This window comes from Pontimicrobium sp. MEBiC06410, assembly GCF_053601615.1.
In genome coordinates this window covers 75,030-92,333 of sequence record NZ_JBSHNT010000149.1, presented here as the reverse complement: position 1 = coordinate 92,333, position 17,304 = coordinate 75,030, and the positions used below count along the sequence as shown (strand labels likewise).

The 17,304-nt window shown below is 31.2% G+C and carries 10 protein-coding genes and 1 tRNA gene; 4 read left to right on the top strand and 7 right to left on the bottom strand.

Annotated elements, in window-relative coordinates:
• Positions 1–14: 14 nt before the first annotated feature.
• Entirely contained in the window at positions 15–2,243 is a 2,229-nt protein-coding gene (locus ACVC08_RS08875; RefSeq protein WP_452601774.1) for a S9 family peptidase, read from the bottom strand.
• 235 nt (positions 2,244–2,478) lie between these two features.
• Here ACVC08_RS08875 and ACVC08_RS08870 point away from each other — a divergent pair, with 235 nt between their 5' ends.
• Both ACVC08_RS08870 and ACVC08_RS08865 read left to right on the top strand, forming a co-directional pair.
• Positions 2,479–3,777, top strand: a complete 1,299-nt coding sequence (locus ACVC08_RS08870; RefSeq protein WP_452601773.1) for a hydroxymethylglutaryl-CoA reductase, degradative — start codon at positions 2,479–2,481, stop codon at positions 3,775–3,777.
• A gap of 9 nt (positions 3,778–3,786) precedes the next feature.
• Complete coding sequence (locus ACVC08_RS08865; protein ID WP_452601772.1) at positions 3,787–4,701, top strand: GYDIA family GHMP kinase; 915 nt, start codon at positions 3,787–3,789, stop codon at positions 4,699–4,701.
• Between the two features lie 57 nt (positions 4,702–4,758).
• Here the strand turns inward: ACVC08_RS08865 and ACVC08_RS08860 are convergent, their stop codons facing one another.
• From ACVC08_RS08860 to ACVC08_RS08835, 6 genes are all read right to left on the bottom strand, one after another.
• The gene (locus ACVC08_RS08860) at positions 4,759–6,882 is read right to left on the bottom strand and encodes a peptidylprolyl isomerase (RefSeq protein ID WP_452601771.1); all 2,124 of its coding nucleotides are present in this window, start codon (positions 6,880–6,882) and stop codon (positions 4,759–4,761) included.
• Between the two features lie 147 nt (positions 6,883–7,029).
• Positions 7,030–8,328, bottom strand: coding sequence for a hemolysin family protein (locus tag ACVC08_RS08855; protein ID WP_452601770.1), 1,299 nt, complete (start codon positions 8,326–8,328; stop codon positions 7,030–7,032).
• Between the two features lie 287 nt (positions 8,329–8,615).
• Positions 8,616–9,170: an LPS export ABC transporter periplasmic protein LptC gene (gene lptC / locus ACVC08_RS08850; RefSeq protein WP_452598870.1), complete on the bottom strand. Its 555-nt coding sequence runs from the start codon at positions 9,168–9,170 to the stop codon at positions 8,616–8,618.
• Positions 9,170–10,525: a tetratricopeptide repeat protein gene (locus tag ACVC08_RS08845; protein WP_452598871.1), complete on the bottom strand. Its 1,356-nt coding sequence runs from the start codon at positions 10,523–10,525 to the stop codon at positions 9,170–9,172. Before ACVC08_RS08845 ends, lptC begins: the two co-directional genes overlap by 1 nt.
• Before the next feature lie 29 nt (positions 10,526–10,554).
• A complete protein-coding gene (locus ACVC08_RS08840; protein ID WP_452601769.1) occupies positions 10,555–11,862 on the bottom strand; it encodes a hypothetical protein in 1,308 nt (435 codons plus the stop codon).
• Positions 11,862–12,590, bottom strand: a complete 729-nt coding sequence (locus tag ACVC08_RS08835) for a type III pantothenate kinase (RefSeq protein WP_452598873.1) — start codon at positions 12,588–12,590, stop codon at positions 11,862–11,864. Before ACVC08_RS08835 ends, ACVC08_RS08840 begins: the two co-directional genes overlap by 1 nt.
• Before the next feature lie 100 nt (positions 12,591–12,690).
• Here ACVC08_RS08835 and ACVC08_RS08830 point away from each other — a divergent pair.
• Both ACVC08_RS08830 and ACVC08_RS08825 read left to right on the top strand, forming a co-directional pair.
• Positions 12,691–12,766, top strand: a tRNA-Phe gene (locus ACVC08_RS08830).
• Between the two features lie 865 nt (positions 12,767–13,631).
• On the top strand, positions 13,632–17,288 hold the full coding sequence (locus tag ACVC08_RS08825) for a hypothetical protein (RefSeq protein ID WP_452601768.1): 3,657 nt from the start codon (positions 13,632–13,634) through the stop codon (positions 17,286–17,288).
• Positions 17,289–17,304 lie beyond the last annotated feature (16 nt).

The window sequence follows — 17,304 nt, the reverse complement described above, 5'->3', positions numbered from 1 at the left end:
TAGTTAGTATAATATTATCCTTTAATCTTTACTTCTTCTTTAGTTGCTTTAGGGGCTTTTATTTTATCTCCTAAAGTTCTATCGATAAAGTTTGTCATTTTTTTGTACAAATGCAATCTTGTGTTTCCTCCATAAATACCATGGTTTTTGTCTGGGTAAATCATCCATTCAAATTGCTTATCGGCTTGAATTAATGCTTCTACCATTCTCATCGTATTTTGCACATGTACATTATCGTCTCCTGTTCCATGAATTAATAGAAAATCTCCTTTTAATTTATCTACATGATTTATTGGAGAATTATCATCATAACCACTAGGGTTTTCCTGAGGTGTTGTCATGTAACGTTCTGTATAAATAGAATCGTAAAATCTCCAACTTGTTACTGGTGCAACCGCTATTGCCATTTTAAATACATCGTTGCCTTTAAACAAAGCATTACTACTCATAAATCCTCCGTAACTCCATCCCCAAATACCAATGCGTTCTGCATCTATATACGGTCGAGCTCCTAATAATTTAGCTGCTTCAATCTGGTCTTCTACTTCGTATTTACCTAATTCTTTTTGTGTTACTTTTTTAAAGTCAGCACCTTTTAAACCTGTTCCTCTACCATCTACGCAAGCTACTATATAGCCTTTTTGGGCTAGCATTTGATACCAATAGTCATTAGCACTATTCCATTTGTTAGCAACTTGTTGAGATCCTGGTCCTGAGTATTGATACATAAATAATGGATATTGTTTTGCTGGATCGAAATTTGCAGGCTTTATCATCCACATATTTAAATCGTTTCCATTAACGCTTATTGTACTAAACTCTTTCTTAGAAGTTGTATAATTGGTTAATTTTTCTGCTAATTTGTCGTTGTCTTTTATGCTTTTAACAACATTTCCTGTTTTAGAGTTATTTAAAGTATATTCTGGTGGTGTCGTTGCGCTAGAGAATGTATTTATAAAATAAGTAAAGTCTGCACTAAATGCTGCATTATTTGTCCCATCTGTTTTGGTTAAACGTTTTTTATTAGTTCCATCAAGGTCAATAGAATATACATCTCTATCTATAGACCCATTTTCTACAGATTGGTAATATATTTTTTCATTTTTGGCATCGTAACCATAATAGTTTGTTACTTCCCAATTTCCTTTTGTTATCTGGTTTATTAGCTTTCCTTTTTTCCCGTAATGATAGATATGATTGTATCCATCTTTTTCGCTAGTCCAAATAAAACTATCATCTTTTAAAAAGGTTAAATTATCTGTTACGTCTATATATGCTTTATCTTTTTCTTCTATTGCTATAAATGCTTTGTTCTTTTTAGCATCTATCATCCAAAGGTCTAGTTCATTTTGGTGACGGTTCATGTAATGAGCACTTAAAATATTAGCGTCATTTGTCCATTTAATTCTTGGTATATAAAAATCTGTGTATGTTTTATCTACTTTTACTTCTTGTGTTTTATCTGCTTTTAAATCATAAATATGTAAAGACACAATAGCATTAGCTTCTCCTGCTTTAGGGTATTTAAATACCGTTTGTGTTTGGTAAAGGTTTTGCCCGTATACATCCATTGAAAATTCTGGCACATTAGTTTCATCAAAACGAATAAATGCAATTTTATCACTATTTGCATTCCACTCAAAAGCTCTTACAAAAGCAAATTCTTCTTCATATACCCAATCTGTAATTCCGTTGATAATTTTATTTTTTACTCCATCAAAAGTAATCTGTGTGGTCTTACCTGTTATTAAATCCTTTATGTAAAGATTATTATTTAAACCAAAGGCAACCTTTTTTCCGTTAGGAGAAAAGGTTGGCTCTTGAATTTTTTGATCTGAAACTGCTGTTACTTTTTTAGTTTTCGTATCTAATACATAGTAGTTACCTAAAGATGAACGCCTAAAAATAGAGACTTCATTAGTTGCTAAAAGCACTTGGCTTTCGTCATCACTAAATTTATAATCGGAGAAATATTGTAGTTCTTCAATATCTGAAGATGTTACTAATGTTTTAACCTTTTTCAAGGTTTTATAATCGTATATGTCTATTGTGGTTTTTCCATTTTTCCTATCAAAATTTAAAACCGAATATTGTTGTCCGTTATTCATAGAATGCAGAGCATCCATTCGTTCTGTTCTAAATTCCCCACCCCATATTTCATCTAGAGTTATATTTTGGGTTTGAGCTGATGTTAAAGTAGTTGCAAAAAGGAAAGTTAACAGTAAAAATTTACAAATTTTCATTAAGAATGATTTTTAAACAAAATAATGTCAAGTTTACTAAAAAATATGCAAAAAACCCTAACTATTAACAGTTATTTCTTCCTAATAGCGTATAATATACGGTATTTACTTACTTAGGCTTAACCATGTTATATAAGATTATTTTATAGTTTCTTTTTATAATTCCTTCAACTTTAATACAAAACCATAGACTTTGCTTTTAGAGTGGTATATTTGCTGCATTAAATTTTTCCTGATGAATAAATCGATTTCTGGTTTTTCTAAACTATCAAAATCTGAAAAAATAGATTGGATTGTAAGTACTTATCTATCTAACTCTAATACTGCAAAAGAGACTATTACTCAATATTTTAATACTAATAGTAAGTTACAACAGTTGCATGATGAGTTTATAGAAAACACAATTTCTAACTATTATTTGCCTTTTGGTGTTGCTCCAAACTTTTTAATAAATGGAAAAACATATGCCATCCCCATGGCTATTGAAGAAAGTTCTGTTGTTGCTGCTGCTAGTAAAGCTGCAAAATTTTGGATGAGTCGTGGTGGTTTTAAAGCTACTGTGCTTTCTACAACTAAAATTGGACAAGTTCATTTTATGTTTCATGGAGATTTTAAGTTATTAGAACAGTTTTTTAATACTATAAAACCTAAACTTATTACAGATACTAAGCCTATTACCAAAAACATGGAAAAACGTGGTGGTGGTATCTTAGATATTGAATTAAAAGATAAAACTCAGGATATAAAAGGTTATTACCAATTGCATGCTACTTTTGAGACCTTGGATGCTATGGGTGCTAATTTTATAAACTCTTGTTTAGAGCAATTTGCAAAGACATTTAAGGCTGAAGCTAAAAACCACCTTAATTCGCCTGTAGAAATTGTTATGAGTATTCTTTCTAATTATGTCCCAGATTGTTTAGTTAAAGCAGAGGTGTCTTGTAATGTTGAAGCTTTAGCTGAAGGCGATATCAATCCAAAACTATTTGCCGAAAAATTTGTACAAGCTGTCGCTATTGCTGAAGTTGAGCCTTACAGAGCTGTAACACACAATAAAGGGATTATGAATGGCATTGATGCAGTAGTTTTAGCTACTGGCAATGATTTTAGAGCTGTTGAAGCTGGTGTTCATGCTTATGCTGCTAGAAATGGGCAATATAGTAGTTTAACACATGCCAAAATAGAAAATGGTGTTTTTAGTTTTTGGATAGAAATTCCTTTAGCGCTTGGTACTGTTGGAGGTTTAACGAGCTTACATCCTTTGGTTAAAGTAGCTCTAGAAATTTTAGATAAGCCTAAAGCTACTGAGCTAATGCAAATTATTGCTGTAGCTGGGTTAGCCCAAAATTTTGCTGCCATAAAATCTTTAACAACTACTGGTATACAGGAAGGGCATATGAAAATGCATTTAATGAATATATTAAATCAATTTGATGCCAATAAAGAAGAAAAAGAGTCTATTGTTAATTATTTTAAAACACACACTGTAACGCATAGTGCTGTTGTTGAAGCTTTAACTAACTTAAGAAAATAGCGTCTATAAATGCAGAACTTCTATAGCAATGGGAAATTATTACTTACAGGGGAGTATGTTGTTTTAGACGGCGCTAAAGCTCTTGCTGTACCAACTAAATATGGACAAACACTATCTGTAGAAAATACAACTAGTCCGCAAATTACATGGAAAAGTATAGATAATAATAATGTGGTGTGGTTTGAGACGTCTTTTCTTTTAACGGAACTCATCAATGACAATTATATTCCTAATGATGCTATTTCTAAACGATTGTTTCAAATTTTAAGAGCAGCAAAAACACTCAATCCAAATTTTTTAACAGAAAAAACAGGATATTCTGTTTTTTCAAAATTAGATTTTCCAAGGGATTGGGGCTTAGGTTCTTCTTCTACTTTATTAAATAATATTGCGCAGTGGGCAACTGTAGATCCTTTTAAATTATCTGATGCTACTTTTGGTGGTAGTGGTTACGATATTGCTTGCGCTTTTAACGATAGTCCTATTTTATATTATTTAGAGGCTAACCAAGCACCAAATATAGAACAGGTCTGTTTTAATCCTAACTTTAAAGATAAGCTTCATTTTGTTCACTTAAACCAGAAACAAAATAGCCGAGATGCTATTAAAACATACCAAAACAACAAAAAGCATATTTCTGAAACGATTAGTAAAGTAAATATTATTACTAATAAATTAAATGTTTGCGAAACTATAGAGGATTTTGAGTTTTTAATAACTTCTCATGAGTCCTTAATTGGAGAAATAACAAACCAAACACCTATTAAATCTCGCTTATTTAATGATTTTAATAATGCGATTAAAAGCCTTGGTGGCTGGGGAGGAGATTTTATATTGGCTACTGGCTCTTTAGACTATGTAAGTACTTATTTTAAGTCTAAAGGTTACAATACTATTATTTCTTACTCTAAAATGGTTTTATAAAAAAAGCCTTTTACATAAATGCAAAAGGCTTAAAACTATTTTTGTTTATTTTATTTTTTACTGAACAGTTTTTGCTCTGTTATCTTCAATTTCTGCTGCATCTTTTAATGCTTTTAATAATCTAGCAGTTACTGCATTTGCTTTTTCTGTTTCTAATCTATTTGCAAAAGACTGATAATTATCTAACTCAACGGCTGGTGTTTTTTTAGTTACTTGAACCATATATACTCCATTTTCTCCAGTTATTAGTTTAGATGTCGCACCTTCTTTAAGTCCAAAAGCAGTACCTACAACTAAAGGTTCTCTTCCTGCTCCAGCAATAGTTGGGTTTTTCATATTAATTGCAGATGCAGATTTTATTGTTTGTTTTTCTGCAGTAGCGACCTCTTGTAATGTAGTAGCAGTGATTCTATCTTTAATTAATTTTGCTTTCTTTTCTTTTCTTATTTCTGGTAATGCTGTAATTGATGCATCTGTTACATTCATTAAACCTGCTTCATTTTTAGCGGTTACTTGTACAATAACATAATCGCCTCCTGCTACATTAAAACGTTTAACGTCTCCTACTTCTCTACCTTCTTCAAAAGCCCAACGTACTATTTCTCTTTGGTTTCCTACGCCTGGGATGTTTTCGTCTAATGCCTTTATTGTGTTTACAGGTTTAACTGTTTTGTTTGTTTCTTTGGCAACGTCTTGAAATGATTTTTTAGCTGTTGCTAATTCAAAATTAGAGGCTTCTCTAAATAATTTATCTTCTGTATCTAAAGAAGCTATTATTTTCTTTTCTATTGTTGCTATTTTATAGGCTTCTTTTTGGCTTTTTCTACCCATTAACTCCATAACGTGAAAACCATATTGTGTTTTCACAACTCCCATATCTCCAACGTTCTTGCTAATTTCAAATTCATTAAATTCTTTCACCATAGTGCCTTCTGCATGCCAATCGTATACACCATCTGTTGCAAGACTTCCTTGATCTGAAGATAAGGATTTTACTAATTCTGCAAATTTCGATTTATCGCTCTTTATAATAGACAAAACACTATCTGCCGTTTTTTTAGCTTCTGCTTCTGTTTTTGTCGCTGTTGAAGAAACGTTTAAAGAATCTTTAAATGGAATTAAAATATGTCTAACCTTTAATGAATCGTATTGTTTTTTAACGTCTACTAATTTAGATAGTTTAAAACTTGTACCCTCTTTGTATGGACCATATACGCCTCCTATTTTTAGTTTTGTAATTGTATCTTTTATTGCTGCAGGTATTGTGTTTGGAAAACTGTATCTATCTTGATACTTAACTGCTCCTTCTGAATGTATGTTTACATATTCTGCAATTTCATCTTCAGAAATATTTTCAAAACCTTTTACTACTTTAGAATCTGCTCCTTCTTTTCTATCTTTAAGTAATTTGTTTAATTCTGTTTTTATTACCTTTTCATCATCTACAGATGCAACTTCTTCAAACTTTACATATTGTATATTTCTTGAATCTTCAACTTCGTATTTCTTTTTATTCTTGTTTATGTAAGCTGTTATTTCAGATTTAGATACTTCTACTGTGCTGTCTGGAATAGACGCAAAAGGAATTTGCACATATTTAATATCTACTTTATCGCCTTCTAGTTTATGTTCTAAAGCACCTTCTGCTAAAGTTGCAGTTGTTCCAGCTTTAACTAAATTCATGTAAGTATCTTGTAATCCGTTTGCAGATACAGATGCTTCATAATCTACCCATTGTTGGTAAGCCGCTTTATTAGGTGCTGCTTTTAAATTGGCAATGTATGTGTTTAATTTTGCAACATCGAATACTCCTGCTTCATTTTGAAATTCTGGACTATTCTGTAAGTTAGGCTTTAATAACTCTATCATTTGCTCTCTACTAATGCTTAAGCCTAAAGCGTCATACTCAGTCTCCATTACCATTCTATTAACCTCATAGTTATACACTTGATTCATTATCTGTGTATTAGTTGCATTTGGATTTTTTCTAGCTTCTACTTTAGCCATAAATGCTTCTCTTGAAATATCCTTACCGTTAACTGTAGCGACTACATTAGGAGATTTTCCTGTTAAGCTCACATCTGAACTAAAAACGCCTGATAATATAAAAGCAAATAATGCTAATGCTATTACTAATATTAGTACGAATGTTTTCTGTCTTATCTTATTTAAAATTGCCATCTGTTGAAATAGATTTTATGAAATATAGTGGGCGAAAATACCATTTTCTATTTAATAATAAAAGTAGATTTTATCATTAATTCTAATAATTTAAAAATGTGGGCTATTTTTCTTTAAATGAAGGTGAAAAATGGCATTACTTAAAGATTAATCTTCTTCTTTAACTTTTAATTTTACTAGATCTATTTTAGTATCGGAAACCTCTAATATTTCAAATTGAAATTTTTCTGTGTCTACTAAATCTTTTTGTTGCGGAATTTCTTCTGTATGGTCTACAATTAATCCTCCAAGAGTCTCGTAGTTTTCTCCTTCTGGCAAATTAAGTTTATATGTTTCATTGATATAGTCAACGTCTAAACGAGCTGAAAATAAATAATTTGATGCATCTATTTTTTCTTCTGTTAGTATTACTGTATCATGCTCATCTTCTATTTCACCAAATAATTCTTCTACAATATCCTCCACGGTCATAATACCAGATGTTCCACCGTATTCGTCTAATACCACTGCTATACTTTTTCGTTTTTTAATAAGAACATTAAGTATCTCATTAATTAGCATGGTTTCTGGAACATATTCAACAGCTAAAACCATTGCTTTTATAGATTTTGGCTTTTTAAAAAGCTCAAAAGCATGTACATAACCTATAATATCGTCTATGGTGTCTTTATATATTATAATTTTAGAATACCCTGTTTCTATAAATACTGTTTTCAACTCTTCTATTGAGTCTTTAATTTCTAAAGCAACAATTTCTGTTCTTGGCACCATAACTTCCCGTGCTTTTACCTCGGCAAATTCTAATGCATTTTGAAAAATCTGAATTTCACTATCCACATCATCATGTGCTTCTACAGATTCCATTTGCTCGCTTATATAATTACCTAATTCTACTTTTGTAAAGGCTAATTGAACTTGATCGCCTTCGGTTTTAAAAAAGCGTTTTAATACAAAATCTGAAATCCAAATAACAAAATCTGAGATAAATGTAAATAAAAGATAAAACAGATAGGCTGGAAAGGCTAATGCTTTAATTAAAGTGTTGGAGTAGATTTGAAAGAATACTTTAGGTAAAAATTCTGCGGTGAATAATATTACTAAAGTAGAAATAATGGTCTGTGTTAATAGATTAAAATCACCTAGTGCAAGTTTTACTAATGGCGAACTTGTATTGGATAACTGTACAGCAAACCAATTCATAAGAAGATCTCCCATGAAAAAACCATAAACTACTAATGCTATATTGTTTCCAATAAGCATTGTGGCTATAAATTTTGAAGGTTTAGCGGTTAGTTTAGATAATATTTTAGCTAAAAATCCATCTTGCTTTTTTTCAATTTCTATGTGAATTTTATTAGAAGACACATAAGCAATTTCCATTCCCGAAAAAAAAGCAGAAAGCAATAACGATACTATAATTATGATTACAATAAGTGTTATTGACATTTACTAGTAGATTAAATTAGTTTCTATCATTAAATTTTTTATGAAATTTTCTTCTAAAAAAAAACATAAATACGGCTAATGCGCATAGAAATAAGGATAAGTATGCATGACTTCTATCTGCATTCCAATTCGTTATAACTTCATAAAGAAAATAAAACGATGCAATTAGGTAGATGTACTGTGTAAATTTTAAGTATTTCACTTTATAAAAATTTTAATACGGTAAAGATATGCAAATTTTTGAAGCGTTTACGCGATACTTCTTTTTAAAAAAAGTAAAAAATATTTTATTCTGAAACGGCAAATTGCCCACTTATTTCTAATACTTCTGTAAGTGTAAAGTCTTTATCTGAATCAAAGCCAGCACCATGTGTAATAATTCCTTCAGATTTATAAGTAACGGGAAGGTTCGTGAACATCCATTTCTTTTTTTGATCGAAATACAATTGTTCTGCATATAAAGTATCTTTTGCGGGGGTAGAAATAACCACATTACCTTGTAAGTCAATCAAGTCTGTTTGTGTATATAAAATAGCATAGTCTGATACAATAGTACTCTTTTGGTTATTATTATCGTAGACATGCAATGTAATTCCCTTAGGAAATTCGGAATAACCAAAGGATCTATTTCCAAAATCTAACATTTTTGGACTTATTAAATTGGCCGAAACTCTTCCTGAATCTGTACGCTTTGCATTGATTCCTTCTGCTTCTCCTTGAGGTTCATTTGCAGATATACCAATTTTTTGTACTTCTTTAAAGTTGTTTTTACATGAAAAAAACAGAGTCATGGCTATTGCCATGACTCCTGTTTTTATAATATGTTTTACTACTTTATGCATTAAATACTTGGTACTGTTACACTTCTTCCTATCCAACACCCAATTTTAATTGTTGTTCCAGCATTACCTGCTGTAAAGATTTCAGATTTTGAAGGGGCTAATGCTTTATATCTTGCAACTGCTTTAGTGTTTCCTGCTTTTCTAGCTTCGCTTTCTGCTAACCAGTATACTGCTCTTTTGTTAAATGCAGAGTCTCCACAGTTTTTAGCACTACTAGCATACATTGCTGCTATAAAAGAGTGAGGGCTTTTATCTGATGGGTTAAGTTGTAACGCATTCTGGAAATACGTTCTTGCTTTACCATAGTTTCCTTTCTTTTTAAGCTTGCTTGCTATTCTTTTGTATAATTTAGCTTTCTTAAAAGGGTCTTCTTGTAATGATAATGATTGCTCATAATATTTAAGCGCTTCATTTGTAGCTCCTTCTTTGTCCTTTAATATCCCTAAATAATATGCTGAACTTGCAGACGGGTTTAATTTGTGTAATGCATTTACTAATTTAAAGAATAATGGATCTCCTGTACAGTCTTTATCAGACATTTTTCCTGCCGCTCTTCTTAACCAAACCTCGTTAGTTTTGTTAGCTTCAAAATCTTTTTGGTATAATGGTATTAAGTTTGAACAGTTTGCTCTATCTCCTAACTCTCTATCTACACTTCCAGAAATTTTATCGAATGCTGCTAATATTTGTGTGTAGTATTTTTTATACCTAGCTTCTTTTTTAGTTAATGATGTTCCAGCTTCTTCCTTTGCTAAAAGTTTATTTAACTTATCTGAATTATCTTTAACTTCTACTTCAATTTTATCTACAATATCATCATACTTATCAAATAATTGTTGAGCTGTTTTTTGTTTAGCATCATACAACTTTACCATTAACTTAAAGTAAATGTATAAGCTTTTTGCATTTTTAAAAGACTTAATATCTTCGTTAAAAGGCTTATCGAAAGCATCATATAATTGCATGTCGCTTAAACCTAATTCTTTTCTGTTATCGTATTTTAATTGAGCCTTTTTAGCATCATACTCTCCTTTTGGTGTTTTACTTGCAAAGTGCATTGCTCTTTGATCCCACATTTTAATAAGATCGTTTATAAAAGCTATTTTTTCTGCTCCTGTAGATTTTTCAATTTTGTTTTCTAAAATTTTCTCTCCATCGGAATAAATTGCTCTGTTATATTTAGGACATGTTTCTCTTAATTCCATAAATGGCTTATATGCTGCTTCGTAATCTTTTGCTTTAGCATACTCTCTCATTATAGAAAGCTTAGTTAAACATTCCTCTTGACTCTGGGCAAAACTTAGGTTAAGACCTAAAAACAATACCGTTATTAATAATGTAATCTTATTCTTCATAATCTTAATATTTGTGCTATTAGCTGTCGTTAGTTATATTTTCTTCTTTTAAACCATCTATCGTTTAGAGATAGACTTAATTGGAAGTTAACAAAGTTTTCTTTTATTAAATTTGCGTTTGTTGTACCTCTTTGTCCTATTTCTACTCCTAGATTAGCATTAGAGAATACTGTTCCAACTGGTATACCTACTCCAAAAGACATGCCAAACTCTTTAATAGACTCATTATTTATATTCAAACCTGTCTTTTCAAAGCGCATACCTGCTCTATAAACCACTCTATCCCAATAACTTGTAAACGAATTGTATTTTGGAATAAAAAATCCTCCTATAGATAGTGTAGAAGCGTCTTCGTAAGTTGCTCCTTGATTTGCATATAGTGGATTAGAAAATTCGCTTGTTTTTTGAGAGGTATAGTCTATACCTGCAAACCATTTTCTAGGCTGTCCTATTCCGGCTCCTATAGTAAATTTAGAGGGTAATGTTAATATTGTTCTGTCTAAACCTGATGATTCTAGGTCTGCTTCTATTGTATTAACAATAAATTCTGCTCCAGTATTAGGATTTATAGTTAAACTATTAAAAAAACGCTCGTTGTTAGACGTAATGTCACTGGTAGGCGAATACGTAAGAGCAGATTGTAATTCTAATTTATCGCTTATCATGGTTTGATAATGTAGCCCTATATTAAAATTTAACCCACTTAAATCTGACCTATTAGATTCTTTAGATTGTGTTTGTAATAGTTCTCCTTCATTATTATAGCTATATTCTATAGTACTATTCTCTATTTTTCCAAAGTTATAATTAGCATCTACACCAACACTTAACCCTTTAGTTATTTGATATCCTACAGAAAAATAGGCTTTATTTAAGCCTCCTTCTCCATTAAATCGAGTATTTAAATTTCCGTCTGCATTATTATTTTCTAATTTATATCCTACAGATGTGTATGGTAATAACCCAAAACCTATTCCTAATTTGCCGATAGGTACAGATAGTGCTAAATAATCGAATGTAGAAGATTGTACTCTATCACTACTATTATCACTTTTAAGTTTTGTAGTTGTGTGGCTTCCTCCTACTGAAAATTTTACAGGTCTACTTTCGTTTTGATAAAATGCAATATTATTCCCACCATAGGTTGCTGGATTTCTTAAGTTTATATGAATACTATCTTTATAAATACTTAAGCCCCCCATACTTCTGTTTTCAACAGTACCTTTAAATTTTAAACTACCTATTCCAAAGAAGGAATAAGGAGATGCTGTCCCTTCTTGGGCGTAACTTTGAATTGCAGAACATGCAATAAAAACTAATAGAAGTTTTTTAATCATTAGTATGAATTATATTGTAAAATAAAATTTAATCCTTCTAAAAGGAAATTCGAGTTGGCAAATATGCTACTTTTTAATTGTTTAGACAACATTTTAGTATTTCCTCCTGTTAAAATAACTGTTAAATCTGGGTATTTTTCTCTATAAACATTAACATTTCCTTCAATTTCGTTTAAAACACCATTAATTACGCCAGAATGTATTGCTGTATTTGTAGATGTCCCAATAATGCTTTTTGGTACTTCTATATCTAGTAACGGTAAATTAGCTGTTTGATTATGTAATGCTTTATATCTCATATTTATACCTGGCGAAATGGCACCTCCTAAATATTCGTTTTTAGAGTTAATAAAATCGAATGTTATACATGTGCCCGCATCAATTATTAAGACATTACGATCTGGATATTTCTCTACCGATGCACAAACCAATGCAATTCTATCTATTCCTAATGTCTCTGGCGTAGAATATAGATTTTTAAATGGCACCTTTGTTTTATGATTTAAAACTTCTAATTTAAACTCCTTTTTAAGAAATTTAAAATCATTTTCGTTGATTTTTCCTACAGATGAAAGTATCGCTTTTTCTATTTCACGATATTTTTTTTTAATTTTTTTAATTTTTTTTAAAATATCTACAGTTTCTACAACAACTTTCTCTTGCATCTTATCCAACTCAAAAACAGCTAGTTTAGTATACGTATTACCTATATCTATAATTAAATTCATGGTTCAATTTTAAAAAAAGCTAATTTACAAAACGATTTTTTATTAATTTTCCTTTGCAGAAACTAAAATACGTTATATATTTGCATCCGCATTTAGCACTGGTGCCTTAGCTCAGTTGGTAGAGCAAAGGACTGAAAATCCTTGTGTCCCTGGTTCGATTCCTGGAGGCACCACCAAGAAATTTGTTAACCCTTGATAAACAATGTTTTATCAAGGGTTTTTTATTTTAAGGACGGAAAGTGAGCTGTAAAATTTCATGCCCTTGAAATTCTTTGTAACTTCATAAACTCCAAGCTTTTAAAGACGTATTGAAATAGAATAACTCTCAACAAAGCTAGTTTTCATCCCCGAAGTAATAACAAAAGAACAATTTCCAGTTCAACAAACTCTACTACACCACCTTTATTTTCATTTCAATAACAAAAAAAGAGACAAGCTATACACCTACTATAAATTAACCACCTCTAAACAGAATAATTAATCTCTAATTAGTCATTCTTGGCAAAATTTTTGATTAAAAAAATCAAACATAATCTTTTCGTTATAAATGAAAGCATTAACATTTTCTTTTACAACGTTTGTTTTCCTATCAATTTTCAGCTACGGAAAACGAAAGTTTTTGCTTTTACAAATTACACTGAAACACGCATTATTCACATACTACTGAAAATCAGCAATTTTCATATTTTTTTGTAAAAAAACATAACAAAATCAAACAAATGATTAAATTTTATCTATATTTGCATTGTAATATTACACAAAAAATGAATAAAGCAAACAAATGTTTTAATTCGTAGTAGAAATATAGATAAATACAGAATAACTAAAAATAGTAGTTCTCTCAACAGAATACAGAGTTCACTCATTGTTGCTAGATTAAACACTAGGTATCGGTCTATATTTATTTTAAACAATTAAATAAAAGCAAAATTCAACACCTGTTAATTATTTGTTATATATCAATATATAGGAAATAAACTACAAGCAAGTTGAGTTTAAATAAAAAGTAAAAAACACTATTAACAATTAAATTTTTAAATTATGAATGAAAAAAACAACAACAAACAAACCTTATTTAGGTTTGTAAGTTTAAGAAACCCTAATTTAGCAGAAACAAAAAAAACGAATCTTGCTTTTATACATAGAGACGAAGCTCTAAAAGGTACTTTCGACCAAGTTACAGTAACAGGCACACAAACAAAATTACGAGCGCTGTTAAATGAAACTTCTAGCTTCAAAGCTACAACCATAAAGACGGTAGAAACATTAGAAAAAGGTGTTTTTAGTGGTTTAATAAAAATAGGGAAATCTATTTCTAATCAAACCCCTTTATCTACTAAAGAACTAACTGTTTGCAAGGACATATATACGAAATATAAAGGCGCTACTGAGGTAAATACTATTTGGGACAATTTTATCTACCAATACCTTACCCAAAACGATTTTTATATTAAAGAAGCATTAGCATTTATTTTAAAAGCGTTACATGTAGGCTATGTGCAAACATTAACACCAAGCACAGAATTAAAACAACTTAATGGAGATGATTTTATAAAAGTTGCCTTAAATGCAACAATAGTTATCCCATCTTCTATTTTAGAAAAAACGCCTATTACTGTAACACCAACAAGAGAAAGCTCAGAAACGGAAAGAATATCAACTTCAACACTATTGCCAGACACAAGTGTTCGATTATCAAGTAAAGATACTAGCTTACTAAACATAGAATTAGAACATCTTGAAAAAGAGCAAAATGCTTTAGAAGAAAACGAAAGCCTTGAACAGTTAAAATCTGAAATAGAAACTATAAAAAATAACTACTGGACTAATTACGAGAAAGCACTTAAAAACGCAAGAGATAATTATGAAAAAGAGCATGGAGCAAACATACAAGCTTATGACGACCAGACAGATATTATTGATGAACTAGAAGAATCTAAAGCCACTGAAGAAGAAATAAAAAAGGCTTACGAAATATTAGATAGTTATGATTACCCAGATTTTGAATTCTCTTACAAAAACGAATTAAACTGGAGCGATATTTATGGGCAGTTAAGCGAAGAATCGTTAGAATATTTCTTAGAGAACTTTGCAAATGCAGAACAGAACGTTAGAAAAGAAATCGATCTTAACAAGTCTACAGTAGAAGTAAAAGATGATAGTAAACTAACTATAGACACAAATTCATTTTCTTTTAAACACAATAGTTTTGACGCTATTATTTCAGAGATTAATACCAAGACAGATACATTTACCACTATTGCTTTAAACCAAGCCAATCTTTCAGAAAATGAATATGTTAATGTTGGCGGTGTTATTGTACCGATATCTAATACTACAAATCCGCAAACAACACACCTGTCTTATGTATTAAGAGCTAGAAAACAAGGTTTTTTCGGCTTAAACAGAGGGTATGTTTCATTTCAAATACATGTAGAAAATACATCATGGACTTTAACTAACGCTATTATTTCCGGAACAACAAGTTCAGGTTCTCATACCGAAAATATTAGCGCAGTATCCGTAATTAATAACAAGATTAATTTACCTCGTTTTTTTAGAAATAAAATACAAGGCATTAGCAATCTAAGTATTCAGATTTTCTTTTCTAATGGTAGAGAAGCAACCTTACAATTAAATGCCATTGCAATTAATAGACCGTACACAGGAATCCTTAGATTAAAACCAATTGAAATATCAGATAATCCAAACGAACCAGCATCTGGTACTAGAGAACATTTTGGATTAAAACGCTTAGGTGTTGCTGAGTATATGAAAGTTACACAAAGTGTGCACGCTTATGTACCCGGAGAAGTTTCTAATATAGAAAACGTAATGGCTAGTGAGCTAAGACATAAGTCTATTAACGAATTAACACGTACGGAAGACACGCTTACTACTACAAAATCTCAAGAAGTAGAAAAAGTATCAGACACCACTAAAGTAAATCGAGCAGAAATGCAATCCGAAGTTATTAAGGAATTAGATAAACAACGTAGTTTTCAAGCACATGCTAACTTCTCATACAATTCTGGAGTTTACAGGTTTGATACTGGTGCGGCTTATGCAAGTACTAATTCTCAATACACAAGTAACAGACAAGCAGTAACAAAATCGCAAGAAGTTACAGAAAGAGCTATGGAGCGTGTACAATCAAAAATTTCTGAAGAGCGAATAAGTAAAATTATTCAGGAAGTATCTCTAACTAATGTACACGAGTACGATAATAGAGGTAAGGAAGGTGTTACACCTAAGCACATTACAGGTGTCTATAGATGGGTAGATAAAAAAATGAAAAATCAAATTTACAACTATGGTAAACGTGCCATGTTTGAATTTATGATACCTGAACCTGCAAAACTACATCGTTTAGCTGTTGCAACATCAGAACATACACTAACAGCTCCCGTAGATCCTAGAAAAGCACCTGCTCCACACAACATGAGCAATGCCACAACAGCTACAAAACAATTGTTAGCGTATTGGGCAGATAAGTATGGTGTGCAATTAACAGCAGAACCTAAAAATAAGCAACAAACACATAATGTACCAGGAGCTCCGCATAACAAACATGATTTTCATCATAATGCAGACATAGAAATTTTACAAGATTATACAGGTAAATCTGCTATTTTAGAATGGAATTATAGTAAAGAACAACATAGAAAAGGCTTTAGAAAAAGACGAGCACATTTTAACTTTTCTAACCTTAAAGGCGGATTCTTTAATAGTAACACTAAAGACCGATCTAAAAGCGGAGCAAATACAACCACAGGTTTAAATGTTGCCAATACATACAACTATAAAGTAAGCGGAAGAAATGTAAAAAACTTTAATGTTACTATAAAATTAAATTGCGAACCCTCTCAAGCTTTAGTAAATGCTTGGAAATTAGAAAACTTTAATACCATTATTGAAGCGTATCAAACCGCTTTAAATGCACATAATGAAGAAGTAGCTAGAATTGAAGCTGAACAAGCAGCCAAAGCAGCAGAGCAAAAAGATGCTTTAGGTAATTTTTACCGCATAACAGAAGCTAATATTATTAAACATAATTGTATTGCTTACTTATTGCAAAATTATTTAACCACCTTAGGACAAGACTTTACAGATGGCGATAAAATGCTTAATTTTAAAGTTAATCTTAGCGAAGGCTTAGATGAATATACTGCCAAAGCCAAATTTTTAGAGCAAGCTTTCGAGTGGACTATTATGGATTATACATTCTACCCTTATTTCTGGGCAGACCGCAAGCAGTGGCAAGACATGTATTTATCTGAAAACACAGACCCCTTGTTTAGAAGCTTTTTACAGGCAGGGATGGCTAGAGTTGTCGTTACTGTAAAACCAGGCTTTGAAGAAGCAGTACAGTATTTCTTAGAAACAGGAAAAGTATGGCTTGGTGGTGAAACCCCTGTAATTGGCGACCCATTATACATGAGTATTACACAAGAGATGCAAGAGCCAACAGGTGTACCACAAGGTAATTACTGGATTACTAGAATACCAACGACACTTACCATTTTACAGGCTAAATCCGCAGGATTAGAGGTAGACAAAGCACTACCAATATTCCCAGAAAATGAACCTGAAAATTGTGAAAATCCAGAGCTGTTAGAAACAGAAACCTCTTTTACTTTAGATGATGTACAGTTATCATCTACTGGTACAGGAGACACGACACTAAACTCTAATTAATTAATCCATTAAAAAG